The organism is Kribbella sp. NPDC059898 (assembly GCF_042730855.1).
In the GTDB taxonomy this organism is placed as follows: domain Bacteria; phylum Actinomycetota; class Actinomycetes; order Propionibacteriales; family Kribbellaceae; genus Kribbella.
Genome location: NZ_JBHWKR010000004.1, coordinates 365,157 through 390,218, shown reverse-complemented (window position 1 = coordinate 390,218; position 25,062 = coordinate 365,157). Strand labels below are relative to the sequence as shown.

At 68.4% G+C, this 25,062-nt stretch carries 21 protein-coding genes; 4 read left to right on the top strand and 17 right to left on the bottom strand.

Going from position 1 to position 25,062, the window contains the following annotated elements:
• Positions 1–33: 33 nt before the first annotated feature.
• The 12 genes from ACFV9C_RS15895 to ACFV9C_RS15840 form a co-directional block, all read right to left on the bottom strand.
• Positions 34–813: a prepilin peptidase gene (locus tag ACFV9C_RS15895; RefSeq protein ID WP_380194192.1), complete on the bottom strand. Its 780-nt coding sequence runs from the start codon at positions 811–813 to the stop codon at positions 34–36.
• The gene (locus ACFV9C_RS15890; protein WP_380194190.1) at positions 810–2,900 is read right to left on the bottom strand and encodes a hypothetical protein; all 2,091 of its coding nucleotides are present in this window, start codon (positions 2,898–2,900) and stop codon (positions 810–812) included. The genes ACFV9C_RS15895 and ACFV9C_RS15890 overlap by 4 nt, the downstream gene beginning before the upstream one ends.
• On the bottom strand, positions 2,897–3,547 hold the full coding sequence (locus ACFV9C_RS15885; RefSeq protein WP_380194188.1) for a type II secretion system protein J: 651 nt from the start codon (positions 3,545–3,547) through the stop codon (positions 2,897–2,899). Before ACFV9C_RS15885 ends, ACFV9C_RS15890 begins: the two co-directional genes overlap by 4 nt.
• On the bottom strand, positions 3,538–4,023 hold the full coding sequence (locus ACFV9C_RS15880; protein WP_380194186.1) for a prepilin-type N-terminal cleavage/methylation domain-containing protein: 486 nt from the start codon (positions 4,021–4,023) through the stop codon (positions 3,538–3,540). The genes ACFV9C_RS15885 and ACFV9C_RS15880 overlap by 10 nt, the downstream gene beginning before the upstream one ends.
• The gene (locus tag ACFV9C_RS15875; RefSeq protein WP_380194184.1) at positions 4,020–5,225 is read right to left on the bottom strand and encodes a type II secretion system F family protein; all 1,206 of its coding nucleotides are present in this window, start codon (positions 5,223–5,225) and stop codon (positions 4,020–4,022) included. The genes ACFV9C_RS15880 and ACFV9C_RS15875 overlap by 4 nt, the downstream gene beginning before the upstream one ends.
• Before the next feature lie 3 nt (positions 5,226–5,228).
• Positions 5,229–6,866 (bottom strand): GspE/PulE family protein, encoded by a 1,638-nt coding sequence (locus tag ACFV9C_RS15870; protein WP_380194182.1) that lies wholly within the window; start codon positions 6,864–6,866, stop codon positions 5,229–5,231.
• Complete coding sequence (locus ACFV9C_RS15865) at positions 6,863–7,957, bottom strand: type IV pilus twitching motility protein PilT (RefSeq protein ID WP_380194180.1); 1,095 nt, start codon at positions 7,955–7,957, stop codon at positions 6,863–6,865. Before ACFV9C_RS15865 ends, ACFV9C_RS15870 begins: the two co-directional genes overlap by 4 nt.
• A 77-nt stretch (positions 7,958–8,034) precedes the next feature.
• On the bottom strand, positions 8,035–8,385 hold the full coding sequence (locus tag ACFV9C_RS15860) for a type II secretion system protein (RefSeq protein ID WP_380194178.1): 351 nt from the start codon (positions 8,383–8,385) through the stop codon (positions 8,035–8,037).
• Positions 8,386–8,430: 45 nt separating this feature from the next.
• On the bottom strand, positions 8,431–9,192 hold the full coding sequence (locus tag ACFV9C_RS15855) for a CpaE family protein (RefSeq protein WP_380194176.1): 762 nt from the start codon (positions 9,190–9,192) through the stop codon (positions 8,431–8,433).
• Between the two features lie 147 nt (positions 9,193–9,339).
• A complete protein-coding gene (locus tag ACFV9C_RS15850; RefSeq protein WP_380194174.1) occupies positions 9,340–11,106 on the bottom strand; it encodes a helix-turn-helix domain-containing protein in 1,767 nt (588 codons plus the stop codon).
• A 4-nt stretch (positions 11,107–11,110) separates the two neighbouring features.
• Entirely contained in the window at positions 11,111–12,412 is a 1,302-nt protein-coding gene (locus ACFV9C_RS15845) for an MFS transporter (RefSeq protein ID WP_380194172.1), read from the bottom strand.
• 14 nt (positions 12,413–12,426) lie between these two features.
• The gene (locus ACFV9C_RS15840) at positions 12,427–13,155 is read right to left on the bottom strand and encodes a 3-hydroxybutyrate dehydrogenase (protein WP_380194170.1); all 729 of its coding nucleotides are present in this window, start codon (positions 13,153–13,155) and stop codon (positions 12,427–12,429) included.
• 146 nt (positions 13,156–13,301) lie between these two features.
• Between ACFV9C_RS15840 and ACFV9C_RS15835 the strand changes: the two genes are divergently transcribed.
• Positions 13,302–15,551, top strand: a complete 2,250-nt coding sequence (locus tag ACFV9C_RS15835) for an FdhF/YdeP family oxidoreductase (RefSeq protein WP_380194168.1) — start codon at positions 13,302–13,304, stop codon at positions 15,549–15,551.
• Here the strand turns inward: ACFV9C_RS15835 and ACFV9C_RS15830 are convergent.
• Positions 15,526–16,701, bottom strand: a complete 1,176-nt coding sequence (locus ACFV9C_RS15830; RefSeq protein ID WP_380194166.1) for an MFS transporter — start codon at positions 16,699–16,701, stop codon at positions 15,526–15,528. The genes ACFV9C_RS15835 and ACFV9C_RS15830 overlap by 26 nt on opposite strands.
• A gap of 68 nt (positions 16,702–16,769) precedes the next feature.
• Between ACFV9C_RS15830 and ACFV9C_RS15825 the strand changes: the two genes are divergently transcribed.
• Entirely contained in the window at positions 16,770–17,366 is a 597-nt protein-coding gene (locus ACFV9C_RS15825; protein WP_380194164.1) for a CGNR zinc finger domain-containing protein, read from the top strand.
• Positions 17,367–17,647: 281 nt separating this feature from the next.
• Here ACFV9C_RS15825 and ACFV9C_RS15820 read toward each other — a convergent pair whose 3' ends face one another.
• The 3 genes from ACFV9C_RS15820 to ACFV9C_RS15810 form a co-directional block, all read right to left on the bottom strand.
• On the bottom strand, positions 17,648–18,319 hold the full coding sequence (locus ACFV9C_RS15820) for a uridine kinase (protein WP_380194162.1): 672 nt from the start codon (positions 18,317–18,319) through the stop codon (positions 17,648–17,650).
• A 286-nt stretch (positions 18,320–18,605) separates the two neighbouring features.
• Entirely contained in the window at positions 18,606–20,786 is a 2,181-nt protein-coding gene (locus ACFV9C_RS15815) for an MMPL family transporter (RefSeq protein WP_380194160.1), read from the bottom strand.
• 197 nt (positions 20,787–20,983) lie between these two features.
• Positions 20,984–21,520: a YgjP-like metallopeptidase domain-containing protein gene (locus ACFV9C_RS15810; RefSeq protein ID WP_380194158.1), complete on the bottom strand. Its 537-nt coding sequence runs from the start codon at positions 21,518–21,520 to the stop codon at positions 20,984–20,986.
• Positions 21,521–22,043: 523 nt separating this feature from the next.
• On the opposite strand from ACFV9C_RS15810, the gene ACFV9C_RS15805 reads away from it, so the two are divergent.
• The gene (locus ACFV9C_RS15805; protein ID WP_012922897.1) at positions 22,044–22,202 is read left to right on the top strand and encodes a DUF5679 domain-containing protein; all 159 of its coding nucleotides are present in this window, start codon (positions 22,044–22,046) and stop codon (positions 22,200–22,202) included.
• 94 nt (positions 22,203–22,296) lie between these two features.
• Positions 22,297–23,610: an ABC1 kinase family protein gene (locus ACFV9C_RS15800; protein WP_380194156.1), complete on the top strand. Its 1,314-nt coding sequence runs from the start codon at positions 22,297–22,299 to the stop codon at positions 23,608–23,610.
• On the opposite strand, the gene ACFV9C_RS15795 is transcribed toward ACFV9C_RS15800, so the two are convergent.
• Positions 23,597–25,060 carry an MFS transporter gene (locus ACFV9C_RS15795; protein WP_380194154.1) on the bottom strand — a complete coding sequence of 488 codons (1,464 nt, stop codon included), beginning with the start codon at positions 25,058–25,060 and terminating at the stop codon, positions 23,597–23,599. The two genes, ACFV9C_RS15800 and ACFV9C_RS15795, sit on opposite strands and share 14 nt — an antisense overlap.
• Positions 25,061–25,062: the final 2 nt, after the last annotated feature.

Genomic DNA, 25,062 nt, shown 5'->3' with positions numbered 1-25,062 from the left:
ACGCCCTAAACACCTGGTTACCAAGTTGCGAACTCAACCAGCCAAGGCGCTGTACCAGGAAGCCAGCGGCGCACCCGCGAACACCGCCAGCAGAACGCCGCCGATCATGAACGGCCCGAACGGCAGCGCGGTCCGGCGACCACCACGCCGGCTCGCAACGACAACGATGCCAACGATTGCCCCGAGCAAGAACGCGGCGAAGGCGCCGACGACGAAAGCCTGCCACGAGAGGAACGCCAGTACGCCGCCGACGAGCCCCGAGAGCTTCACGTCTCCCCACCCCATGCCGGCCGGATACACCAGCACGAGCGACAAGTAGAACGCGAACAACGCCGCCGCGCCGATCGCCGCACGGACCAGGGCCCACCAGTCGTGCTGCCACGCCGCCGCACCCGCCAGCAGTACGGCGAGTACCGGATACGACGGAAGCACGATTGCGTTGGGCAACCGCCGTACTTCGAGATCGATCAAGGCGAGTGCCACCCCGGTCCCGGCGAACCAGAGGTACGCCGGAAGCGTGGCCACCGTTCCGAGCCGGACAGCGACCGCCGCGAACAGCAATCCGGTCGTCAACTCGACGAGGGGGTACCGCACGCTGATCGGCAACCCGCAGTCCGCACACCGCCCGCGCAGCATCAGCCATCCGGCGACCGGAATGTTGTGCCGGTTACGCACAGGTCGCGAGCACCGCGGACAGTGCGACGGCGGCCTGACCACCGACTCCCCGCGCGGCACCCGATACACCACCACGTTCAGGAACGACCCGACAACCAACCCGAGCAGGCCAGCCACAAAAGCCACGTACACGCTCATCCCGGCCTCGACCAACTGAGCACGGAGACCTGTCTTTGGCCGGCGACCGGAGCCGCTGGATCGCTGTCGCCAAAGGCAACTCTGGATCGCAGCACCGGCGTCCCGCCGGTGTCACAGGTGGCGGCTGCCGGGCAGACGTATGTCGTGAGGTAGACGCTGAACAGGGAGCCCGGAGTGTCGTCCGGCACCTCGATGACAGCCCCGGTGAAGGTGAAACTGCCTGTGAGCTTGATCCACGCCGACCGCGCGATCAGACCGAACCGGAAGACCTGCTCGATCGCGTTGTTCAGGGTGATGTCGACGACGCCCTTCGGAACGTAGGTCGTTCCCTGGACGTAGAACTTGTTACCCGAGGTGTTGACGGTACTGACCACCGCACATCTCCCGCTGCCGCCACCGGTGTAGGGCCCCGCCACGACGCAGCCGGTAGGTGCGCGGAAGGCCGGCGCGACGTAGGTCAGCTCGAGCTGAATCGCGTCGATGTCGTCGGTGTCCGGCTTGGTCGTGAGGCCGGCGGTGACCGCGATGCTTGCCCCGGTGAACGTGCCCGCATGGATCGCGGCGGCGAGCGTCCCCGTCCGCGCCGTGTCGATCGGGACGGAGTCGGTGACGAAGGCACCCGCCGGCGTTTGACCGGGATGTCCCGTCACGGCGCCGACCAGGCTGGGCCCCGCCCCGGTCGCGACCGAGACGCTGAGATCGTCCGTCGACGTCGGATCAGTGTGCCGATGGGTCACTTTCACCGTCGCCGACTGGAGCACCGAACCGGCCGGAATCGGGCTGGCTGGTGCGAAGCCGCTGGCAGTGACCACTCCGCGGGCGTTCCGCGTCGTGGCGGTCCAGGTCGCGAACCCGTGGCCCGCGTCGGCCAGGGTACTGGCGTTGGCGTTGCTGAAGTCGCCTGGTGTGGCGCCGGTCGCTCGCAGCGCGTTCGCGCCGGTCAACGCTGTCGTTGTCTCGCTTCCGGTGCTCAAGCCGTAGACGGCGACCGGTACCGTGTCCCTGCTGTACGACCCGCAGATCTCCGCCGCCGCGGCCTTGACGACGAACTGGCTGTCACCGCCGAAGATGAACTGCACGCCGGGCACCGGGTCCTGGACGTTGCTCGGGTCGATCGGGTTGCGGCAGGCACCGGGGATCGTCGGGGCGACGGGAGGCGTACCTGACGCGTCGGTCGACGTTCCCGCGACGAGATAGCCGTCATTGACGGTCCAGACGTTGCCTCCGGTCGAGCTGAGCAGTGGGTTCGCGTTCTGGCCTGTGTTGTGGAAGTCGAAGTAGTAGGGGCCGGGCTTGAACCACCAGGTGCTGTGCTTGCACGAACTGTTGCCGGCCATCATGTCGGACAGCCCCTTGGCGTCGTCGTAGTAGCCCGGCAGGAACGTCACGACGGAGTTCGGCGTATTGCACGTCGGCAGAGCGCGGTATGGCACGCCCGCGATACCGGAGGCCGGCTGGTAGCCCGGGTCCGGCCCATCCGGGTCCGAGCCGGTGTAGTTGCAGGTCGCCGGCGGCGGGGTGCTCTGGATCGTGCCGGCGCATGCTCCCCGGGCGTACACGCGGGTGTTCGTGCTCAGTACGCCGCTGGTGACGTTGATGGTCGAGTTGGAGAAGATCCGGCCGTGGACCCGGAACGTCGAGCCACTGTTCGGCTGGTCGATGTGCAGGCCGTCCTCGCCGGCGGCGGTCCCCAACGTCAGGATGGCGTTGCTGGGCCGGTTGCAGACGGACAGCGAGGTGCAGTGGATGGGAACCCGCGCCGGATCGGGCAAGCACTTCACCGCTGCGGAGTCAGCACCGTAGAAGTGGTCAAGGTGCAGCGTGTCATCCGGTTGGCCGAAGCAGTGCGTACCGGCGCTGCCGTCGAAGGTGCTGTTGCGTATGGCGTTGACCGCGGCCTGCGTCGCTCCGTCGCTGCCGTACGTCGCCGACGCCTGGCTGCGCAGGCCGACCGTCGTGCGGATGCTGGTGTCCGACAATGACAGCAGGGCGGACAGGCCGAGTGCCAGTACCGTGATGACGACAAGAACCAGTACCAGAGCAGCCCCGCCGTCATCTTGGCGGATACGTAGGACGCGGCGGATCATGACTGCCTCCGTTGACCGATAAGGGTGACCGGGTAGGCAGCCACCGCCCCCTTCGTGGACGTGTACGACACCGTGACTTGCTGTGGGACCGTCGCCGACTCACACGTGCTGGAGCAGGTCACCAAGAGGCTGGCCGGGTCGACGTAGTGCGCGACGATCACGTCGACGGGAGGGGCCGAGCCGACGCACTTGATCCGGTGCAACTCCCGCACGGTGCCTGCCGGCGAGAGGTAGTAGCCGATGACCGCAACTCGGGCGGCTGGTGGGCTGACCGACGTGTCCCAGTCGTCGGACAGCAGGCGGACCGCCGCGACCGGTGTCGCCGACGTACCGCAGACATGCCCGTCGGCGTCGAAAGCCGCGTTCAGCTCGACCGATTTCAGGTACGGCACGGGCGTGTCCGGAGTGACGACGAGGGAGTAGTCACGCAGTCCGACCGCCGCGACGTCGGCGCCGAAGTACGTCGCGCTGATCTGCGCGTCGTGCGACAGTGCGAGCCGATCCGAGGTGTCGGTGGTGTTCCGCAGCATTCCGATGACCACGTTGGCGAGCGGCACCGTGATGATGCCGAGGATCGCTACGGCGACCAACAGTTCGACCAAGGTGAACCCGGCCTCGCGGCGCGAGGCACGGCTCGTCAACCGCATAGCGAGTCCTCCATCCGGCAAGGCCTTCGCAGTACGACGACCACCCGCTCGCTGGCGCGACCGTCCGCGCTCGCCACCTGCACGGTCAGCTGCTGGAGGCCTGCGTCCGTACTGCAAGCCGACTGCCAGGCGGTGCCGTTCCAGTACCTCGACGTGCCCGCTACGACGCTTTTGCCGTACCCGGCCGGAACGCTGAAGCCGCTCGGGTTCTCGTACCACGACCCGGCCGCACAGAGCCGGTAGCACCCGGCCGCCGGAGTGGGGCTGGTGCAGCTGCTCGACGTGAGTGCGGACTGGATCGCCTCGGCGTAGTCGCGCGCGTACTCACCGGCCGTCGCTTGTTTGCGGTGGATGTCGGACATCAGGATCGACGTCGTCAGACCGGCCATGATCGCGACGACGGCGATCCCCATGATCGCGACGGCTATCAGTACCTCGAGCAGCGACTCGCCCTGCTCACTTCGGGGGCCGCTCATGTCTGGACCTGGCGGAAGATGCCGTACATGGCGGACACCAGGGCTACGGCGACGAAGCCGACGATGATGCCCATGACAACGATCACGAGGGGTTCGAACAGACCGATCAGCTTCTTCAGCTTGTAGTCGAGCTCGCCCTCGTAGTACTCGGCGGTGACCTCCAGCTGGGTGTCCAGGGTGCCGGTGTCCTCGCCGACCCGCATCATCTGCGCCGCCGTCTTCGGGAACAGCTTGGTCGCCGCGAGTGGACGGGCGAGGCCCTCTCCCTCCAGCAGAGCCTCGCCCGCCACGCCGAGGGATCGCCGGAACACCAGGTTCGGCAGCGAGCCGGTGGCGACGCGCAGTGCTTCCGGGAGCTGTACCCCTGCGCCGACCATCGACGCCAAGATGCGGCAGAAGCGTTCGACCAGTGCGAACTGAATCGTGTCGCCGAGCACAGGTAGCGCCAGGAACAGCCTGTCCCGCAGATAGCGGCCGCCGTGGGTCTGTACGAGGCCGGCGACCAGCAGAGCAAGTACGGCGAACCCGCCGCCGAGCGCCCACCACCAGGTGGTGACGAAGTCCGTCACCGCGAGCAGCATCCTCGTCGGCAGCGGGAGGGTCGCGTGCAGGCTGGCGAAGAAGTCCTTGAAGCGGGGCAGCACGAACGCGGCCAGCACGACGACCGTGACCATCGACATGACGGCGACGATCGACGGGTAGATCATGGCCTGCTTGACCTTGCGCCTGGCCTCGAGGTCGCGCTCGAGGTACTTCGCCAGCTGCGACAGCACTGTGTCCAGCTGCCCGCTCAGCTCGGCCGAGCGAAGGATGCCGCGGTAGAACTCGGGGAAGATCTTGGGGTGCCGGTCGAAACAGTCGGACAGCTTCTCGCCGCCGCGCAACCCGTGCTCGACCTCGGCCATCATCCGGCGCACCGACGCGTTGTCGGACTCCTCGCCGAGTGAGTGCACCGCGTCGATCAGTGGCAGCCCGGCCTTGATGAAGGCACCGAGCTGGCGGGACAGGTGCATGACCTCTTCCCGCTTCACCCTGCGCGGTGTGATCTCCAACTGGAGGACACCGCGCTTCTCGGTGACCCGGATGTCTCGCAGTTCACGTTCGTACAGGGCCAGCTCGGCGTCCTCGCGGGTGCCGGCCTTGGTGGTGCCCTTGGCGACTTGGCCGTCCGGCGCGATGGCGACGTACGCGTACCTGGTCATCGGTCAGCTCCCGACCATGTAGATGGCTCGCATGACCTCGCCGACCGTGGTGACGCCCTGCTCGACCAGCCCGACGCCTTCCTCGGTGAGGGTGCGCATGCCCTCGTAGCGGGCCGCCTTGCGGATCTCGTCGTGCGAGGCCCGGTCGACGACGAGTTCACGGATCGCGTCCGTGACTGGCATCAGCTCGTACACCCCGGTCCGCTCCAGGAAACCCGTCTGGGCGCAGAAGTTGCAGCCCGCACCCCGCACGAACCCGTCCGCCGGCGCGGCGCCGCCCGCGGTCGCGAGGAACGCGAGCTCCTCCGCCTTCGGCCGGTAGTACTCGCGGCAGTTCGTGCAGACCCGCCGTACCAGACGCTGGGAGACCACCGCGGTCACCGAGGACGCGATCAGGAAGGTCTCGATCCCCATGTCCAGCAGGCGATGCAGCGCGGTGGCGGCGTCGGTCGCATGCAACGACGACAGCACGAAGTGCCCGGTCAGGGCGGACTGTACGGCGATTCGCGCGGTCTCCACGTCACGGACCTCGCCGACCAGGATGACGTCAGGGTCCTGCCGCAGGATCGACCGGAGGCCGCCCGCGAACGTGATGCCGGCCGGCTCGTTGATCTGGATCTGGTTGATCGAGTCGAAGGTGTACTCCACCGGGTCCTCGATCGTCATGATGTTGCGTTCGGGACTGTTGATCTCGCCGAGCGATCCGTAGAGGGTCGTGGTCTTGCCACTGCCGGTCGGGCCGGCGCAGATGACCATGCCGTACGGCGCTCTGAGCAGGCTCGAATACGCCGCGGCCATCCGGTCCGGCATCCCGAGCTGCCCGAGCCGGAACAACGGACGACTCTTGTCGAGCAGCCGGAGTACCACCTTCTCGCCGCCGACCACCGAGGTGGTGGAGACGCGGATGTCGACCGGCCGGCCCTCGACGTCCATGCTGATCTGGCCGTCCTGCGGGCGGCGGCGCTCGACGATGTTGAGGTCGGCGAGGATCTTGATCCGGCTGACCACCGCCGGGCCGATGGAGCCGGGCAGCTCCAGTACGTCGTGCAGCGCGCCGTCGATCCGGTAGCGGACCCGGACCCGATCGCCGTGCGGCTCGATGTGTACGTCGGAGGCCCGGTCGCGCAGCGCCTGAGTGATCACCAGCTGTACGACCTGGACCACGGGCGCTTCGTCGCTGGCGCCGGACGCGACGTCGCGAACGTCCTTGCGGACCGCGTCACGGGCCTCGAAGACCTTGACCCGGTCGTCGATGCCGGTCAGCGCACGGTACGCCGTACCGATCGCGTGCAGGACGTCGGTCGGCGCCGCCAGCTTCAGGATCACCCGCCGACCGAGCGCGGCCCGCAGATCGTTGGCAAGCGCCGGGTCGGCGACAGCCACGGTGACGACGTCGTCGTGGACTTCCAGCGGTACAGCGACCAGATCGCGCGCGACCCGTTCGTCGAGGAGCGCGGCCGCGGCCGGATCCGGGCTGACCGTGCGCAGATCGGCCAGCTCCAGGTTGTGTTCCTCCGCGAGATGACGGGCCCTGGTGCGTTCGATGTGGAGATCCTGCTCGGTCGCTGCCGGGATGACCTCCGGACGCGGGTTCGGTGCCGCGTGCCGAGGCTCCGGCTGGCCGGCTCTGCGAAGTTTCATGCCGGTGCCCCCGCCCGCAGTCGCGGCCGTGCCTCGACGTCCCTCGGGTAAAGGCTGCGCGCGACGGCGTCGTCGTACGTGACGAAGCCGTTCTGTACCAGGGTGGACAGCGACTGCTCCAGGGTGAGCATGCCGTCGCGTTGTCCGGTGACCACCGAGTTGCGCAGCTGGTGGGTCTTGCCCTCCTTGATCAGGTTGCGTACGGCGGCGTCCGCGACCATCACCTCGTACGCCGCGATCAGGCCGCCGCCGATCCGCGGAATCAGCCGCTGGTACACGACCCCGGTCAGCGCGGCGGCGAGCTGGACTCGTATCTGCGCCTGCTGCTCGGCCGGGAAGACATCGATGATGCGGGCGAGTGACTGCGCCGTGTCGTTCGTGTGCAGGGTGGCGAAGACGAGGTGGCCGGTCTCGGCGATCGTCAGGGCGAACCGGATCGACTCCAGGTCACGCATCTCACCGACCAGCAGTACGTCGGGGTCCTCGCGGAGCGCCGAACGGAGTGCGTCCGGGAAACTCGCGGTGTCGCTGCCGACCTCGCGCTGGTTCACGGCGGACAGGTTGTGATCGTGGACGTACTCGATCGGGTCCTCGACGGTGATGATGTGGCAGGCGCGGTCGGCGTTGATCTTGCCGATCATCGCGGCCAGGGTGGTCGACTTGCCGGAGCCGGTCGGGCCGGTGACCAGGACGAGGCCTTGGTGCTTGCGCGCGAACTCGTAGAGGACCGGCGGCAGGCCGAGCTCCTCCATGGCCGGGATCTGGCGCGGGATCATCCGGAGCGCCACCGCCGTGTCGCCTCGCTGCGTGAACGCGTTGCCGCGGATCCGGGCCTCGTCGCGCCAGGAGAACGAGAAGTCGTGTTCGTGCTTGGTGTTCCATTCCGCCGCCTGCTCGACCGTGAGGACCTCGCCGAGGAGGCTGTCGGTGTCGTCGCGGGTCAGCGGGTCCACGCCGTGGACGGAGTACAGGCTGCCGTGGACGCGGATCTGCGGCGGCATACCCGCGGTCAGCAGCAGGTCGGTGCCGCCGGCCTTCCACAGCTCTTCCAGCAGCAGGTCAACCCGACCGCCACGAGCAAGACTGATCATGGTGCTCTCCAGGTAGTAGACGGAAACCGATGGGGAGAGACGCTTGGGGTCGCCCCTCCCCACCGGGGTTCAGGCGATCAGAGCCCGGCGCAGTTCGCGGGCGTCGCGGTTACTACGCCGTCCCCCGGGCCGATGGCGATCGTGTACTTCGTGCTGCTCGGCCAGCCGCGCAGGAACTGGTCGGTGCCGGCCGTGAGGTCGGCCTGCGCCTGCGGGAACTTGCCTTCCTTCGCGTAGTAGGCCTCGACGGCAACTTCAACGCTCTTGAGGTCGGACTTGCAGGCCGCAGCGACGCCGCGGTCCTGGATGCCCTGGACGGCGAAGACGACGATGCCGGAGAGGACGCCGAGGATGACGATGACGATCAGGAGTTCGATCAGGGTGAAGCCGGACTGGTTGTGCCGGGCTTCGCGGATTCGGTTGAGCATGGTGGGTTTTCTTTCTGTGCAAAGGGTTTGATGGATGTGGCGGTGCTACGCGGAGGGCGGGTCGCGGCTGCACCTCCCGTCGGTTGCGGCCAGGGTGTCGGCGAGGTGGCCGATCGCCCGGCTGACGGGGTGGTCCGGGTAGCCGATGGTGATCGGTTCCCCGCGGTTGATGGAGGCCGGTACGTCGGTCCAGTTCGGCAGCGCGATCGCGACCGGGGTGCGCACCAACTGGTCCACATCGGTCGCCGTCAGACCGGCGCGGTTGTCGAACCGGTTCACGACGACGGTCCGGGTGCCGGCGTCGTACAGCAGGTCCAGTACGTCGAGCGTGAGCCGGAGATGCTTCAGCGACGGCCGCTCCTGCGTCGCCACCACCACCTGGTGGTCCGACGCGTCCAGCGCCGCCAGTACCAACGCGTTGAACACAGCCGGCGTGTCGATGACGACGTAGTCGTACAGCGCGGGCAGCAAGGACAGCAGCTCACTGACCAGCGTGTGCGGGATCTGTGTCGCGTCTCCCGGACCGGTTGGTGCCAGCAAGCAGTCCAAGCTTGGGCGGAACGGCGTCATGAGCGCCGCGACCTGTTCCAAAGTCAGTGGGCCGGCCGACTGCACCGCGTCGCACATGCTGCGGTCCGCGCGCAGACCGAGCATGCAGGCGACGTCGCCGAACTCCAGGTCGAGGTCGACCAGGCAGACGCGCCGGGTGCCGAGGGCGCACAAGATGACCGCCAGGTTGGTGGCGACGGTCGTCTTACCGCAGCCGCCCCTGGCTGCGAAGACCGTGATGATGCGTCCTCTGGACATGTCACCCCCGGCGCCACTCTCTGTCACCGCGCTCCGCGGCGACGCTGCCTAAAGAGTGGTGTTCACCGGGAGATCGTCACAGCGGGTGAACGGATGACAGAGCGTGTCGTTCGGCCGACCTGTTGTCGGCCGAACGGACGACAGCGCTCAGCCGAGTGCGGAGTGGAGCCGGAGCGCCACCTGCACATCCAGCGCGCGCGATGGTGACTGCCAGCCCTCGCCGAGCAGGGCCGTGATCCGGTCGAGTCGTTGTTGAACGGTGTTCGGGTGGATGTGCAGGGACGTCGCAGCGCGGGTTGGGCTCTGGCCGGCGGCGAAGTATGCCTGCAGCGTGCCGATGAGGTCGGTGCCGCGGCCCGTGTCGTAGTCGAGCACCTGCCCGAGTACGTGCTGCAGGTGCGCGTGTACGTCGACCTCGGACGCTCCCACGAGTCCTGCCACGCCGAGGTCGTCAGGCGTTGCGGATTCGGCCGTACGGCCCAGCCGGACCATCGTGGTGACCAGGCGCGCGGCCTGCCGGTGCGCCTCCACCAACGGCTCTCCCCACGCCGCGGGTCCTGTTACGGCTACGGTGACGCCCGTACGCTTCGCCAGCTCGGACAGGTCCCGCGCGGCAGACGTTGGCGTCGTACGAGCGAACAGGAGCACCAGGTCCCCGCCGTACGGGCCGGCCAGCACCAGGCGGTCCTCCAACGGGGCAGACAAGCGCGCCAGTACGCCGGTGTGGTCGCCGCGGCACACTGCGACTACTAGGCGGTCGTTCCGGTGATGCGGGGCCAGCAGGCGGAGTCTTTCGGTCAGGGTGCGCGGGTCGGCGCTTCCGCTGAGTACGTCGGCCAGCAGATCTGCCTGTGCACGTTGAGATTGCTCAGCCGCCTGTCGTCGGAAGAGGAGGACCAATGCAGTCACAACGGCCGCCCGCTCGACGATGCGTTGGTCAGCACCGGACAGGTCGTCAGCGCCGCCAATGACCAGCGCACCGAGCCGTTCACCCTTGGCTGTTGCAGCCACGACCCAGCAGTCACCGGTGCGCGTCAAACGACCAGATGAGGACTCCTGCCACGGAACCGGCGTACCAGGCACCTGGCCGGCGTTGGCCAGCTCGTTGCCGCTGGCATCGACCAGGACAACCCACACACCCAGCAGCTCGGCCAACGCGGCAGCAATGGCATCCACGTCCCCGCCGGACAAGACGATCTCGGCGAAGCGGTCATGTGCTGCGGCTGCATGTTCCACGCCCGCATGTGCGGCAGACAGCTGGTCGAGCGCCGCGGCGGTCTCAGCCGCGGCGCGCACCTGTACCAGCGTCACCGCGGCCAGCGTTGCGAGTGAACCGAGCAGCGACACCTCATCGCGGCTGAATGGCCGCCGCGTCCGATTGGACGCGAACAGCACGCCTACGAACGCCCCGTCCACGACAAGCGGCGTACCGCAGATGGCTACAAGACCCTCCTCGCCGACAGCGTCGTCGATCGGCAGGGTGTGCCGGAAGCGCCGGTCTGACGGGTAGTCCGCCGTCCAGTACGGCTTGTACGTTTCGGCGACCAGCCCGCCCAGCCCAGCACCCAACGGTAGCCGCAGCTGTTGGAACGCCGCGGACACCGAGCCGTCGGTGGCCCGCATGTACGTGTCGCCACGCGTCTCGTCGTACAGGGTCAGGTAGGCGACGTCCGTACCGACAAGAGTGCGGGCCCTGTGCACGATGGTGTGCAGTACGCCGCCAGGGTCCCGGGCTGACGCCAGCTCCCGTGCCACGTCGACCAGGGCGGACAGCTCAGCCTCACGCTTCTTGCTGGCGTCTATGCCGGCCCGGATGCGCAAGGCGAGCTCCCGTGCGACCGCATCCGCGCCTGCCGCCCGGGCCAGCTCGCTCCCGGGCGCGTCCTCGGCCAGTAGGCGCAGCAGCTCCTCCATGGTGCTACAGCGTAGTGAGGTCCCGGCGGTGCGTTTCGGAGTACGACGTCACTGCCACGATCGAGATGACCGCGCAGACCGCGATGTAGACCGCGATCGCATAGCCCGAGTCGTACGCCTTGAGCAAGGCGACCGCGATGAACGGCGCCAGTCCGCCGGCGATGATCGATGCGAGCTGGTACCCGACCGAGACACCGGAGTACCGCACCCGTGTCCCGAAGAGCTCGGTGAAGAACGACGCCTGCGGCCCGTACATCGCACCGTGCAGCACCAGGCCGACCGTGACGGCAAGAGCGGCCAGGGCGAAGTTCTTGGTGTCCACCAGCGTGATGAAGACGAAACCCCAGACCCCAACGCCGATCGCGCCGATCAGGTACACGGGCCGCCGGCCGATCCGGTCCGACAACGCGCCCCACAGCGGGATCGCGAAGAAGTGCACGGCCGCGCCGATCAGTACCGCGTTGAGCGCGAACGACTTGCCCATCCCGAGGTGTTCCTTCGCGTACGTCGCGATCACGATCGTGAAGATGTAGTAGCTGACGTTCTCCGCCATCCGCGCGCCCATCGCCGTCAGCACCTCCCGCGGGTACCGCGTGAGCACCTCGAGCACCGGGAGCTTGTCCGCAGGCTCCTGCTTGGCCCGCGCCTCCTTGAACACCGGCGACTCCTCGATCCGCAACCGCACCCAAAGGCCTACCAGCACGAGTACTGCGGACAACAGGAACGGAATGCGCCAGCCCCAACGGTTGAAGTCAGCGTCCGACTGGAACGCAGCCAGGCCGGCCAGCACACCATTGGCGATCAACTGACCCGCAGGAGCTCCCGCTTGCGGCCAGGACGCCCAGAAACCACGCCGTGCGGGATCACCATGCTCCGACACGATCAGAACCGCCCCACCCCACTCCCCGCCCAGCGCGAACCCCTGGATGAGCCGCAGCACCGTCAGCAGGATCGGGGCGAGCGCACCGACCTGTGCGTACGTCGGGAGCAGGCCGATGGCGAACGTAGCGAGCCCCATCATCAGCAGCGACAACACCAGCAGCTGCTTGCGGCCCAAGCGGTCACCGAAGTGCCCGAACACCACACCGCCGATAGGACGCGCAAAGAACCCCACCGCGAACGTGGCGAAGCTCAGCAGGGTCCCCGTGAGCTGCTCGCCCTTCGGGAAGAACAGGTCGCCGAACACCACCGAAGCGGCGACCCCGTACAGGAAGAAGTCGTACCACTCGACCGTCGTACCGACGAGACTCGCGCCGACCACCCGGACGATCGACGTACGTGTCTGGACTGGTTGTGTTGCCGTCATGGCGGGCTCCTGAATTAGTGGGCGGTCCAGCCGCCGTCGAGTACAAACGAGCTCCCCGTGATGGAGGCGGACGCAGGGCCGCACAGTACGGCGACCAGCTCCGCCACTTCGGCCGGTTCGATCAGCCGCTTCACCGCGACCGGTTCGAGCAGGACCTTGTCCAGTACCTCTGACTCGGACAGACCGTGTGTCGCGGCCTGATCCGCCAGTTGCGCGGTGACGAGCGGCGTACGGACATACGCCGGGTTCACGCAGTTGCTGGTCACCCCGTGCGCAGCACCTTCCAGGGCGACTACCTTGCTGAGTCCCTCGAGCCCGTGCTTCGCAGCGACGTACGCCGCCTTGAAAGGACTGGCCCGTAGTCCGTGGACCGAGCTGATGTTCACCACGCGGCCCCAGCCGGCGCCATACATGTGGGGCAACGTCTGGCGGATCAGCCGGAACGGTGCCTCCAGCATGAGCCGGATGAGGTAGCTGAAGCGCTCGGGCGGGAACTGCTCGACCGGTGCGACCTGCTGGACGCCCGCGTTGTTCACAAGGATGTCTACGTCCGTCGGGAGCTCCTGGAGCCATTCCAGGTCCGACAGGTCGGCTACTACCGTCTCAACGCCGTCCAGCGCGTCAAGACCGGCCTGGTCGAGGTCGACGGCCACTACGTGCACACCGTCTGCTGCCAGACGCTGGGCGCACGCTGCGCCGATACCGGACGCTGCACCGGTGACTAGGGCTCGACGGGTCTCCATGGCGGACGACTGTAGGAATCAGCGACCGCGAGGACTATGGGATGGGAGCACATATCCGGCGCCTCGACCGTGGTGGTGTGCGCCACTTATCCACAACCCGGCCTATCAAAGCAGCGCGGCACGATAGGCAGGCCTATTGTTGAAACATGGTCGATATCGAACCGCCGAAGCAGAAGGCCGCCGGCGTGCCTGCCGTGCTGTCGTCGTTCAAGTTCGGTCTCCGCGAGATGGGACCCGTCCGCAGCGGCCGGGTCTTCCTGAAGATGAATCAGGACCGCGGGTTCGACTGCCCGTCCTGCGCGTGGCCGGATCCCGAGCACAAGCACACGGCGGAGTTCTGTGAGAACGGCGCCAAGGCGGTGGCCTGGGAGGCGACCCGCAAGCGGGTGTCGCGCGACTTCTTCGCGCAGCACTCGGTGGCCGAGCTGGACCGGATCTCCGAGTTCGACCTCGGCAAGCTCGGCCGGATCACCGAGCCGATGCTGCTCCGGGCCGGCGCCACGCACTACGAGCCGGTCGGCTGGGACGAGGCGTTCCAGGTCGTCGCGCGACACCTCAAGGCGCTCGTCGACCCCAACGACGCCGTCTTCTACACCTCCGGCCGGACCAGCAACGAGGCCGCGTTCCTGTACCAGCTGTTCGTCCGCGCGTACGGGACCAACAACCTCCCGGACTGCTCCAACATGTGCCACGAGTCCTCCGGTACGGCGCTGTCCCGGGTGATCGGCAGCGGCAAGGGCGCGGTCACGCTGAAGATGCTCGAGGAGTCCGAGCTGATCGTGGTCGTCGGGCAGAACCCGGGCACCAACGCGCCGCGGATGCTCACCCACCTCGAGGTCGCCAAGCGCAACGGCGCGTCGATCGTCTCGGTCAACCCGCTGCCCGAGCCCGGCCTGATGCGCTTCATGAACCCGCAGAAGCCGCGCGGCCTGGCCGGCAAGGGGACACAGCTCAGCGACCAGCACCTCGGCATCCGGATCGGCGGCGACCAGGCGCTGTTCCTTGCCCTCGGCCACCTCCTGCTGCAGGCCGAGGCGGCGAATCCGGGCACCGTGCTGGACAAGTCGTTCATCGACTCGCACACCAGCGGTTTCGAGCTGTACGCCAAGCACAACGCCGAGCTGGACTGGCCGGCCGTCGAGCAGGCCACCGGGCTGCGGCGCGCCGAGATCGAGGAGCTGGCCCAGCGGTTCCTCGCGTCGAAGGCGACCGTGGTGTGCTGGGCGATGGGGCTGACCCAGCACCGGGACGCGGTCGCGACGATCAGCGAGGTCGTCAACGTGCTGCTCCTGCAGGGAAACATCGGCAAGCCAGGTGCCGGGCCGTGCCCGGTGCGTGGGCACTCCAACGTCCAGGGCGACCGCAGCATGGGGATCTGGGAGAAGATGCCCGACGCGTTCCTGGACAAGCTCGACCACGAGTTCTCGTTCACCTCGCCGCGGGAGCACGGCATCGACGCGGCCGCCACCGTGAAGCGGCTGCGGGACGGCGACGTCCGGGTGTTCTTCGCGATGGGCGGCAACTTCGCGTCCGCGACGCCCGACACCGACGTGGTGCACCGCGGGTTGCGCCAGTGCGATCTCACCGTCCACGTGTCGACCAAGCTGAACCGGTCGCACACCGTCACCGGTCGCGAGGCGCTCATCCTGCCGACGCTCGGGCGGACGGACCACGACCACACCGCGGCAGGCCCGCAGTCCGTGTCGGTCGAGGACTCGCAGGGCGCCGTACACCTGTCGAAGGGGAACCTGATCCCGCCGGCGCCCGAGCTGAAGTCCGAGATCGGGATCGTCTGCGGGCTGGCGCAGGCCGTCGTACCGGAGGTCGGGCAGATTCCGTGGGCGGACTTCGCCGACGACTACAGTCTGATCCGGCAGCGGATCGGGCGGGTCGCGGACGGGTACGAGAAGTACGAGGACCGGCTGCGGGACGGGGACGGCGGGTTCCTGCTGGCGCATGCGGCGCGGGACAAGCGCGAGTTCAAGACGTCGGACGCGCGGGCGCAGTTCACCGCGAACGATCTGACCTGGTTGCCGACGGCACCTGGCCGGCTGTTACTGCAGACGTTGCGCAGTCACGATCAGTTCAACACGACGATCTACGGACTCGAGGACCGGTACCGCGGGGTTCACGGGACGCGCGAGGTGGTGTTCGTGCATCCCGACGACCTGGCGGAGCTCGGGTTGCGGGACGGGCAGTACGTCGACATCGTGAGCGAGTTCCAGGGCGTCGAGCGGCGGGCCTCGCACTTCCGGCTCGTCTCGTACCCGACGGCTCGCGGGTGCGTCGCGGCGTACTACCCGGAGACCAACGTGCTGATGTCGGCCGATGACCTCGCGAAGGGCAGCAACACACCGGTCGCGAAGGGCATCACCGTCCGGCTAGTCGCTTCCTGAACCATGGCTGCAGTACGGCGAGCACGGCGGCCACTGCGGCGCTGGTGAGCCAGAGTCCTGTGGGGCCGGATGTTTTGAGCAGCTGAGTGACTGTGAGCGGGGCAATCGTGGTCGCGATGCCCCAGCTCAGGCCGAAGATCGCGAGGTACCGGCCGCGCGCCTCGTCGGGGGCGAGGCCGGACGCCTGCGTGAGGTAGCGGGTCAGCAGGAAGAGGTCGCCGAGGCTCCACAGGACGGCGGCGAGTACGAAGACCAGCAACGTGTGGGCGAACGCGCTGGTCAGGAGGCCGATGGCGAGGAGTACGTAGCCGATCGCGATCGACCGGAAGTCGTCGAGCTTCTGGACGCGCAGGAGACGCTGGGCGACGATCAGGACCGCGGCGGAGACCGCGAGAATCACCCCGGTGCCCGACTTGGGGACGCCTTGCTCGAGCAGCGTCAGCGGAATGCCGATGACGAGCTGCATGTAGATCGTCGCGAAGACCGTGCCGCTTGCCAGCAGTAACAGCAGTCGCTTGTCCCGCCATGGGCTCCGCTCCAGTTGGTGGCCCACGTCTTGCCGGTCCGTCGCGGCCCGCCGTACGTCAGCTGGTAACGCCAGCGCGACGAGGGTGGCGCAGGCCAGACAGGTGGCCGCGTCGGCGACGAAGAGCCAGCGGAGGTCCCAGTGGCTGATTGCCGCGGCGAGCAGGCCCGCGAGAACACCAGCCCCAGCAAGGGCCGCGCTGTAGAGACCGTAGGCCGCGGGGCGATTCTCGGGCTCGGTGACATCGGCGATCATCGCCTGGCTCGGCGGCTCGTAGATCTCGAATGCAAGCCCGAGCAGGACCGTCGCGAGTACTGCGGACCACAACGCGTGACTCAGCGCGATCCACAGCTGCGAGACCGCGCAACCGACCAGCCCGAGCACGATCGTCCGCCGGCGCCCGAGCCGATCCGCGAGCTGGCCGCCCAGCAACCGCGACGGAATTGTCGCCGCGCCGAACACCGCGAGGATCACCCCGGTCTCGGTCAGCGAGGCCTTGAACTCGACCGCCAGCACGACCCCCAGGAACGGCAGCGTGAACGCCCCGATCTTGTTGACCGCCCGGGCGACGATCAGGATCCAGACGGTGCGCGAGAGTCCTCTGGTCGCGGCGACGACGCTCATACCGAACCCCCATGACTGTCTAAGTGGCTATGATCGGTCACGCAAGCCCGAGCCTACGGAGGTATCGCGTGACTGGTCAAGTCTCTTTTGATAGTCATGCCCGGAGCGTGCTGGCGGCGGCGGTCGAGTACGTGAACCGGCTGACGCCCGGATACTCCGGCGGTACGCCGTACTCCGCGCGGGCCGGCGACCCGGAGTCGGTCACGTCCGCGGTGGCCGACGCGCTGACCGCGATCGGCTACCCACCGAGCTCCCCGCCGCCGGTCGACGACTCGCGCCGGCTGGTCGACCTCGCGGGCCGGATGCGCAGCGTCTTCGAAGCCGCGAGCTCCGGCGACCTCGACGCGGCGGCGACCGAGATCAACTCCCTGCTCCTCGACACCAACGCCCGCCCCCAGTTGGACCGCGGCCGCGACCGCCCGTGGAGCCTCCACTTCCACGGCCCCGACGAACAACTTGCCAACGGCTGGGCCGCCGGCTGCGCCGCAGGCCTTGCCCTAGCAGTAGGCAGCGACCTGGCCGGCCGCCTAGGCGTCTGCGCAGCCCCCCACTGCGACCGCGTCTTCGTAGACACCTCCAAGAACGGCCAACGCCGCTTCCACTCCCCCCAATGCCAAAGCCGAGTAAAAGCCGCCGCCCACCGAGCCCGCCAGTCCACAGTATGAGCATGTTCGAGCAGACCGCTCGGGACGGAGAGACACCGACGCCCGCGCTCGTCGCCGCCTGGCTAACCCTGAACACGCTGCCGGCCGCGCTCACGGATGCCGGCGTCGTCATGCCTTCGTCACGGCAGGCAGCTCTCGAGGTGGCGACGAACCGTTCGAGCAACCGCTCGGAGAGCTCTGGGAGGTCAACGACGAACCTGGCGAGCCCTGGAGTCGGTCCAGCGACGAGCTGGCGGGCGTTGTACGTCAGGCGTGTCTCGAACAACTGGAGCGCTGACGGACTACTCGGCGCGGGTGAGAACTGGCGTGCTTGGGTCCTCGTTGTCGATGAGGAGGTCGGCGTGGGTGGCGGGGCTGATTTCGTTGACGTACAGGCGTTCTCCGGGGATGTAACGGGTGCGGTAGCGGTGGGCGGCGGCCTCCGGGGAGTCCATCCAGGCGGCGTCGCGTTGGGCGCCTCGGTGGAGGACGGTCTCGAAGGAGACGTGGACGTACAGGCGGAGGTCCCAGCAGTCGTCCAGTTCAGGTCGTTGCAGGAAGCAACCGTCGACGATCACGATCGCTTGTGGTGAAGCAGTGCGGACCGGTGCGTCCACGACGGTGACGGCGTTGGCCTCGCGGAGCGCGGTCGTGTAGCTGCGGTCGCCGCCGGGACCGAGAGGTTCGAGCAGGCGCGCGCGGATCGCCTCGTTGTCGTACACCTCGTAGTAGTAGCTCTCCGGCGACTCGATCGGGTACGTCGTCCGCAACTCCGGCGCGCGCTTGAAGTAGTCCAACCCGACACGGATCACCTCCCGCTCGGTACGCCCGCGCAGTACGCCGCCCAACTCGTCCGCCAACGTCGTCTTCCCAGCCGCCGAACACCCATCCACCGCCACCCGCACCGGATGCCCCCGCTCAACCGAGAGCACCTCCTCCGCCACCTTCCCCAGAACCACAGCCCGGTGTCCCATGACCACATCCTCCATCCCCCAACCGCCGAGCTCGAACGCTTTTCAGTCGCCGAGGAAGCGCGCCCTGAGGCGCCCGCGGCAAGAACCGTCGAACCTCCGCCGCCAGCTCGCTCAGGTCGTCTTGGGCGAGTACCACGTCGCCGTACGCATCCACTCGGCTGAGCATCGGGAAACTCCCCCTCGCCGGCAGAGCCGTCCCGATGTCGTCCCACTGCTGCTCAACTCCGTCGACCCTAGAACGCGATGGCGTCCCACCCGGCAACGGGCCGGGTGGGACGGTCTTGGGTTAGGCGACTGGGGTTAGTTCGCGGTCGGGGGTGGGGGTTGTGGAGTGTTTGGGGGGCTTGGGGCGGAGCCACTTGGGGGCCCACCAGTTGGCTTCGCCGAGGAGGGTCATGATGCTGGGGAGGACTACGGCGCGGATGATTGTTGCGTCGATCAGGATTGCTACCGCGAGGCCTACGCCGAGTTGTTTCATGTCCAGGGTGCTCAGGGTGGCGAAGACTGCGAAGACGCCGATCATGACCGCCGCTGCGCTGGTGACGACGCCTGCTGAGCCTGTGATGCCCTCGGCGACGGCCTGGCGGGTCGGGACTCCGCGGAGGACTGCTTCGCGGATTCGGCTGACCACGAAGACGTGGTAGTCCATCGAGAGACCGAACAGGACCACGAAGAGGAACAGCGGGAGCCAGCTGACGACCGAGCCGTTGGAGCGGAAGTGCAGCAGGCCTTCGGCCCACGGGTTCTGGAAGACGGCTGTGACGACGCCGTACGCCGCTCCTGCGCTGAGCAGGTTGAGCAGGATCGCCGTGACCGCGACGACCACCGAACGGAACGTCGCCATCATCACGATCATCGTCAGCAGCAGGACGAAGCCGATCACCAGCGGAAGCTTGTCGCGGGTGTGGGCGGCGTAGTCCACGTCCGCGGCCACGAAGCCACCGACCGCGTACTCGACGCCGGGCACCTTGCCGACGGTCTCCGGCATCAGGTCCTTGCGGAGCTTGGCGAGTGAGTCGCGGGCCTGCTGGCTGCCGCCCTCGTACGGCGTGGCCACCTCGAGCGTGGCGACCGTACCGTCCTTGGAGAAGCGCGGCTCCTCGAGACCGTCGGACGCGAACAACGCATCCCCCTTGGTCTTCTCCTGAAGCTCGGCCAGCGCGGCCTTGACCGCGGCCTGCTCGTTCGCGGGCGCCCGTACGGCGACCTCGTGGCTCGTGCCTGTACTCGGGAACGCGGCGGTCAACCGGTCGTACGCCTTCATCACCGACGTCGTCCGCGGCAGGTCCTCGGTGCCCGGGAACTTCAGCGTCATACCCAACGCCGGCGACGCGACCGCGAGCAGCGCGGTGACGGCGACGAGCAGCGTGGCGATCGGGTGCTTCAGGGCCGGCTTCAGCACGGTCGGCCAGAACCGCGGCTGCCGGTTGCCGGCGGTCAGCCGCCACAGGAGCGGGATCCGCGGGCGGTCCACCCAGCGGCCGAGCTTCGCCAGTACGGCGGGGAGCACGGTCAGCGAACCGACGACGGCGACCGCGACGACCAGGATCGAGCCGACCGCGAACGACGAGAACACCGCGTCCCGGGCCAGGAACAGGCCGGCCATCGAGATGATCACCGCCGTACCGGAGACCACGACCGCGTGGCCGGAGGTCGCCGCCGCGATCTCGACCGCGTCGACGTGGCCGCGGCCCTTGGCGCGCTCCTCGCGTTCGCGGCGCAGGTAGAAGAGTGAATAGTCGACGCCGACCGCCATCCCGATCAGCAGGATCACGCTGTTCACCGCGTCGACCGCCGGTACCAGCTGGGAGGCCGCGGCCGAGAGACCGATGGCGGCCGCGACGGCGGACAGCGCGAGCAGAAGCGGCACCGAGGCGGCGATCAGTGCACCGAACGCGATCAGCAGGATCGCCAGCGTCACCGGCAGGCTGAACATCTCCGCGCGCTTGAAGTCCTTGCCGAGCGTCTCGTTGAGCGCCTTGCCGATCGAGAGTCCGCCGACCTCTTCGATCCGGAGGTCCGGGTACTGCTCCTGGACCTGCGCCGTGGTGTCCAGCAACGGCTTGACCCGGTTGTCCCCGGCGCCGTCCTTCAGCGTCACCCGGACGATCACCGCGTCACCCTTCGGCGACGGCATCGGCTGAGCGACCTCCGCGACCCCACCGAGGGCGCGCATCTGCTGGATCACCGTGCCGGCCGCCGTCCGGGCGGCTGCCTGGTCGAGCTGTCCGGACGGTGCCGTGATCAGCACGCTCTCCACGTCCGGGTCGTCGAAGTTGCCGGACTTGACGATGTTGTCCGCCCGGGTGACCTCGCCGATGTTCCCCTCATCGGTCGACTTCTTGGTCCCGGTCATCGAGCCGAGCGCGAAACAGGCGGCCACGACCACCAGCCACATCGCGATCGCCCGCCACGGATGGGTAGCGCTCCAGCGCGCCGCCCGAACCGTGATCTGTCCCCTGGCCATACGTTCCCTGCCCCTCTGCGCCCCCACCGGCGCCCCACCCAGCGCACCTGGCGCGGCGCTGGCTACGGGACAAAGCCTCGCCGGGAGGAACCCTCCGGGACCATGCAGGAAGCCCCCGAGTCACCCCTGGGGGAAACCCCACCCACCCCTTTTCCGTACGGCGTACGCACCCGGTGATCGGATGTCCGCCGAGGGCGTCAGAAGTCCTCGAAGTCCAGCGAGGCGGCCGCCGAAACGCCCTCGAGATACCCCTCGGCACGCTCCGCCTTCGGGTAGCGGTGGACCAGGTCCCAGAAGTTCGCGTTGTGCGTCGGCTCGATCAGATGGGCCAGTTCGTGGACCAGGACGTAGTCCACGACCCAGCCCGGCATCGACTGGAGCCGGGTGCTCAACCGGATCGACCGGTCCGCCGGAGTGCAGGATCCCCACCGTCTGTTTTGGTTCGAAACCCACCTCACAGACGCAGGTTCGGGCACTTCGGGGAGGTGGCGACACGCGAGTTCGTGTGCTCTGGCCAACAATTTTTCGTCCGACACGCGCGATCGGCTGCGCTGCTTCTCGAGCCGCGCCAGCATGGTCTCGACCCAGCGCGCCTCCTCGGCGGCGGACAGCCGGTCGGGCATCAGCACGACCACCCGCTCGCCGTCCCGGTAGGCGCTGACCGTCCGCTTGCGGCGCTTGCTGCGGCGGATGTCGACGTACGGCGGGATCGGGCGCGGTGGGGAGTCGGCCATGGCTCAAAAATGTACCCCCCGAATCCGACAACTTTCTTCGGTGCACACCCTGTGGATCATCGTTTCCGCAGGTCAGACGCCTGATCTTGATCCCGTCGATCCCGGTTGTTCACACCGTGTTCCCCCGCCCGTCCACAGCATCGCGCGGCGCGTCCCACATGTTGCCCACAGAGTTATCCACAGGCGTGGACAACCTGGGCTTGCCTCGGTGGCCAGGTCCTCCTAGCGTCGTCTGCAACAGGCTCCCGGACCGCTTCCGGGACTGCTCGGAGGGGAAGCCGAGTCGTTGCGGAGGCGGATCACCGGGAGCCTGTTCCGTGCCGGCGAAAGTTTCGGTAAGGGCTTTCCTCGGGGGATTCCGGCGGCGCGCGGGCCACCCGGTGCGCTTGAGCCTGCGCCAGGAGGCCGTAGGGTGAATCCCGACTGGGCCGAACGGCCTACGGCAGGACGGTCTGCCGCTAGCATCCAACGACTGCCCGGGGCAAGACCCCGGGCTGGAATTCAGAGCAAGGAGAGGGCCCTCATGGCAGAGACCTGGAGCGGCGAGTTTTACTGCGTCAAGTGCAAGGCCAAGCGCACCGCCGACGGCGAGGTCAAGGTCAACGACAAGGGCACGCGCATGGCGAAGGCCAAGTGCCCCGAGTGCGGTACGAACCTGAACCGGATCCTCGGCAAGGCCTGACGCACCAAGTCGTAGGGGCGGTGCCGGACCTGCAACACGGGTCCGGCACCGCCCCTCCGTCGTCCCGGCTTGGGCGACCGGACAGAATGGAGGAGTGTCGGACCTTCCTCGTAAGGCGCTGAGCCGGACCGCGAAACTCGCCAGCCTGCCGCTCGGCGCCGCCGGGCGGGCAACGGTCGGCCTGGGCAAGCGCATCGGCGGCGCTCCCGCCGAGGCCGTGCTGGCCGAGTTCCAGCGCCGTACGGCGGACCAGTTGTTCGCCGTCCTGGGCGAGCTCAAGGGCGGCGCGATGAAGTTCGGGCAGATGCTGAGCCTGATGGAGTCGGCGATGCCGGAGGAGCTCGCGGCGCCGTACCGGGCCACCCTGACCAAGCTGCAGGACTCCGCCCCGCCGATGCCGGCGGCGACCGTGGACAAGATCCTGTCGGCGGAGCTCGGCAGGCGCTGGCGGGACCGGTTCGACGAGTTCAACGAGGTCCCCGCGGCGGCCGCGTCGATCGGCCAGGTGCACCGCGGACGGCTGAAGGACGGCCGCGAGGTCGCGGTCAAGCTGCAGTACCCGGGCGCCGCCGAGGCGCTCCGTGCGGACCTCCGCCAGCTCGGCCGGTTCGGCCGTACGATCGGCACGCTGATCCCCGGCCTGGATGTGAAGCCGCTGGTCGCGGAGCTCCAGGAGCGGATCGGCGAGGAGCTCGACTACGACCGCGAGGCGCAGGCCCAGCAGCAGTACGCCGACGCGTTCAGGGACCACCCGGAGTTCGTCGTCCCGCGGGTGGTGAAGCACTCCCCCACGGTGATCGTCTCCGAGTGGATCGAGGGCCGCCCGCTGTCGTCGTACATCAGCGACGGCACCCAGGAGGAGCGGGACGCGATCGGGCTGAAGTACGTCCGGTTCATGTTCAGCGGGCCGAAGTACGCCGGTCTGCTGCACTCGGACCCGCACCCGGGGAACTTCCGGGTGCTGGCCGACGGCCGGCTCGGCGTGGTCGACTTCGGCCTCTGCGCGCGGCTCCCGGACGGGCTGCCGCCGGCGATCGGGCGGCTGCTGCGGATCTCGCTGAAGGGCGACGGTGTCGCGGTCCGGGACGGGCTGAAGGCCGAGGGGTTCATCAAGCCGCGGATGGAGATCGACCCGGAGCAGCTGATGGACTACCTGGCGCCGTTCGCGGAGCCGGCCCGGGAGGAGACGTTCCAGTTCAGCCGGGCCTGGATGCGCGCGCAGGCGAACCGGACCGGTGACTTCCGGTCGCCGAACGCGTCGCTCGCCCTGCGCCTCAACATGCCGCCGTCGTACCTGCTGATCCACCGGGTGTGGATCGGTGGCATCGCCGTCCTGTCGCAGCTCGAGGCGGAGGCGCCGTTCCGGTCGGTCCTGGAGGAGTTCCTGCCCGGTTTCACCGACGGCTGAGGGCCGGCAGCGCCCGGAGCGTGACAGCCAGCAGGACGGCCATCCCGGCCAGCACCAGCGCCGTGATGCCGGCGGCGAGGTGCAGCCCGGACGTGAACGCGTCGCGAGCCTGGGCCAGTACGTCGCCCGTGGCGCCCTGGGCGATCGTCTCGCCGAGCGAGTTGCCGCCGGTCCGCCCGCGGTACACAGCGGTCACCACGCTACCCAGGACCGCGATGCCGAGCGAGTAACCGAACTCGTTCCCGGTCTGCGTGAGCGCACCCGCCGAGCCCGCCTTCTCCGGCGGCACCGACCCGATCACCAGGTTCGTCCCCAGGATGACCAGCGCGCCCGGCCCGAAGCACTCGAACGCGAACGCGATCACCAGCACGGTCGTCGACGTCGTCAGGCTGACCACGATCATCCCGATCACCGTGAACGCGACCCCCGCCGGAATCAGCACGCCCGGCCGGATGCGCTGCGCCAGCCGCGGCGCCAGCTGGAACCCGATGGTCGACGTGACCATCCCCGGTACCAGCGCGAGCCCTGCCTGCAGCGGCGTCATCCCCTTGACCAGCTGGAAGTACTGCGCCACGAACACCATCACGCCACCGGACAGCATCGAGTACGCCGTCATGCTCCCGAGCGTCACGCTGAACGTACGCCGCGTGAACAGCCGCACGTCGACCAGCGGGTCGTCCAGGCGCAGCTGCCGCCGTACGAAGACCCAGCCGAATGCCCCACCGACGACCAGCGCCCCGACGGCTTGCAGGTCGGCCCCGTGCGACGCCAGGCGCTTCAGACCGTGAATGGCCGGCAGGATCGCCAGCAACGACAGCAGCACGCTCGGTACGTCGATCCGCCCGGCGTGCTCGTTGCGGTACTCCGGCAGCAGCACCGGACCGACCGCGAGCAGCACGACCATCGCAGGCACGCCGATCAGGAACGCCGACCCCCACCAGAAGTGGTTCAGCAGGACGCCGCCGACAATCGGGCCCACGATGGCGCCGACGGTGAAGCAGCCGCCCCAGACGCCGAGCGCCGTCGCCCGCCGCCGCTCATCCGGGAACAGGGTGGAGATCAGCGACAGCGTGCACGGCGCGATCGCGGCGCCGGCGATCCCGAGCACCGCGCGGGCGCCGATCAGCATGCCCGGACTCATGGAGTACGCCGCGACGACCGAGGCGACCCCGAAGACGGCCGCGGCGATCAGCAGCAGCCGGCGCCGCCCCTGCCGGTCGCCGAGGGTGCCCATCGTGATCATCAGGCCGGCCACCATGAACCCGTACACGTCGAGGATCCACAGCTGCTGAGTGCCGCTGGCGTGCAGCGCCTCGGTGACGGCCGGGATCGCCAGCAGCATCACGAAGAGGTCCAGCGAGACGAGCAGGGTGGCGAGACAGAGCACACTCAGCGCGATCCACTGCCGCCTGCCAGCTGTCACGGTGTCCAGTCCGGGTGCGAGGGTCATGA

Excerpts from the sequence above, each read along its gene's own strand:
- ACFV9C_RS15895 (WP_380194192.1), bottom strand. The coding sequence starts at position 813 with ATGAGCGTGTACGTGGCTTTTGTGGCTGGCCTGCTCGGGTTGGTTGTC.
- ACFV9C_RS15890 (WP_380194190.1), bottom strand. The coding sequence starts at position 2,900 with ATGATCCGCCGCGTCCTACGTATCCGCCAAGATGACGGCGGGGCTGCT.
- ACFV9C_RS15885 (WP_380194188.1), bottom strand. The coding sequence starts at position 3,547 with ATGCGGTTGACGAGCCGTGCCTCGCGCCGCGAGGCCGGGTTCACCTTG.
- ACFV9C_RS15880 (WP_380194186.1), bottom strand. The coding sequence starts at position 4,023 with ATGAGCGGCCCCCGAAGTGAGCAGGGCGAGTCGCTGCTCGAGGTACTG.
- ACFV9C_RS15875 (WP_380194184.1), bottom strand. The coding sequence starts at position 5,225 with ATGACCAGGTACGCGTACGTCGCCATCGCGCCGGACGGCCAAGTCGCC.
- ACFV9C_RS15870 (WP_380194182.1), bottom strand. The coding sequence starts at position 6,866 with ATGAAACTTCGCAGAGCCGGCCAGCCGGAGCCTCGGCACGCGGCACCG.
- ACFV9C_RS15865 (WP_380194180.1), bottom strand. The coding sequence starts at position 7,957 with ATGATCAGTCTTGCTCGTGGCGGTCGGGTTGACCTGCTGCTGGAAGAG.
- ACFV9C_RS15860 (WP_380194178.1), bottom strand. The coding sequence starts at position 8,385 with ATGCTCAACCGAATCCGCGAAGCCCGGCACAACCAGTCCGGCTTCACC.
- ACFV9C_RS15855 (WP_380194176.1), bottom strand. The coding sequence starts at position 9,192 with ATGTCCAGAGGACGCATCATCACGGTCTTCGCAGCCAGGGGCGGCTGC.
- ACFV9C_RS15850 (WP_380194174.1), bottom strand. The coding sequence starts at position 11,106 with ATGGAGGAGCTGCTGCGCCTACTGGCCGAGGACGCGCCCGGGAGCGAG.
- ACFV9C_RS15845 (WP_380194172.1), bottom strand. The coding sequence starts at position 12,412 with ATGACGGCAACACAACCAGTCCAGACACGTACGTCGATCGTCCGGGTG.
- ACFV9C_RS15840 (WP_380194170.1), bottom strand. The coding sequence starts at position 13,155 with ATGGAGACCCGTCGAGCCCTAGTCACCGGTGCAGCGTCCGGTATCGGC.
- ACFV9C_RS15835 (WP_380194168.1), top strand. The coding sequence starts at position 13,302 with ATGGTCGATATCGAACCGCCGAAGCAGAAGGCCGCCGGCGTGCCTGCC.
- ACFV9C_RS15830 (WP_380194166.1), bottom strand. The coding sequence starts at position 16,701 with ATGAGCGTCGTCGCCGCGACCAGAGGACTCTCGCGCACCGTCTGGATC.
- ACFV9C_RS15820 (WP_380194162.1), bottom strand. The coding sequence starts at position 18,319 with ATGGGACACCGGGCTGTGGTTCTGGGGAAGGTGGCGGAGGAGGTGCTC.
- ACFV9C_RS15815 (WP_380194160.1), bottom strand. The coding sequence starts at position 20,786 with ATGGCCAGGGGACAGATCACGGTTCGGGCGGCGCGCTGGAGCGCTACC.
- ACFV9C_RS15810 (WP_380194158.1), bottom strand. The coding sequence starts at position 21,520 with ATGGCCGACTCCCCACCGCGCCCGATCCCGCCGTACGTCGACATCCGC.
- ACFV9C_RS15805 (WP_012922897.1), top strand. The coding sequence starts at position 22,044 with ATGGCAGAGACCTGGAGCGGCGAGTTTTACTGCGTCAAGTGCAAGGCC.
- ACFV9C_RS15795 (WP_380194154.1), bottom strand. The coding sequence starts at position 25,060 with ATGACCCTCGCACCCGGACTGGACACCGTGACAGCTGGCAGGCGGCAG.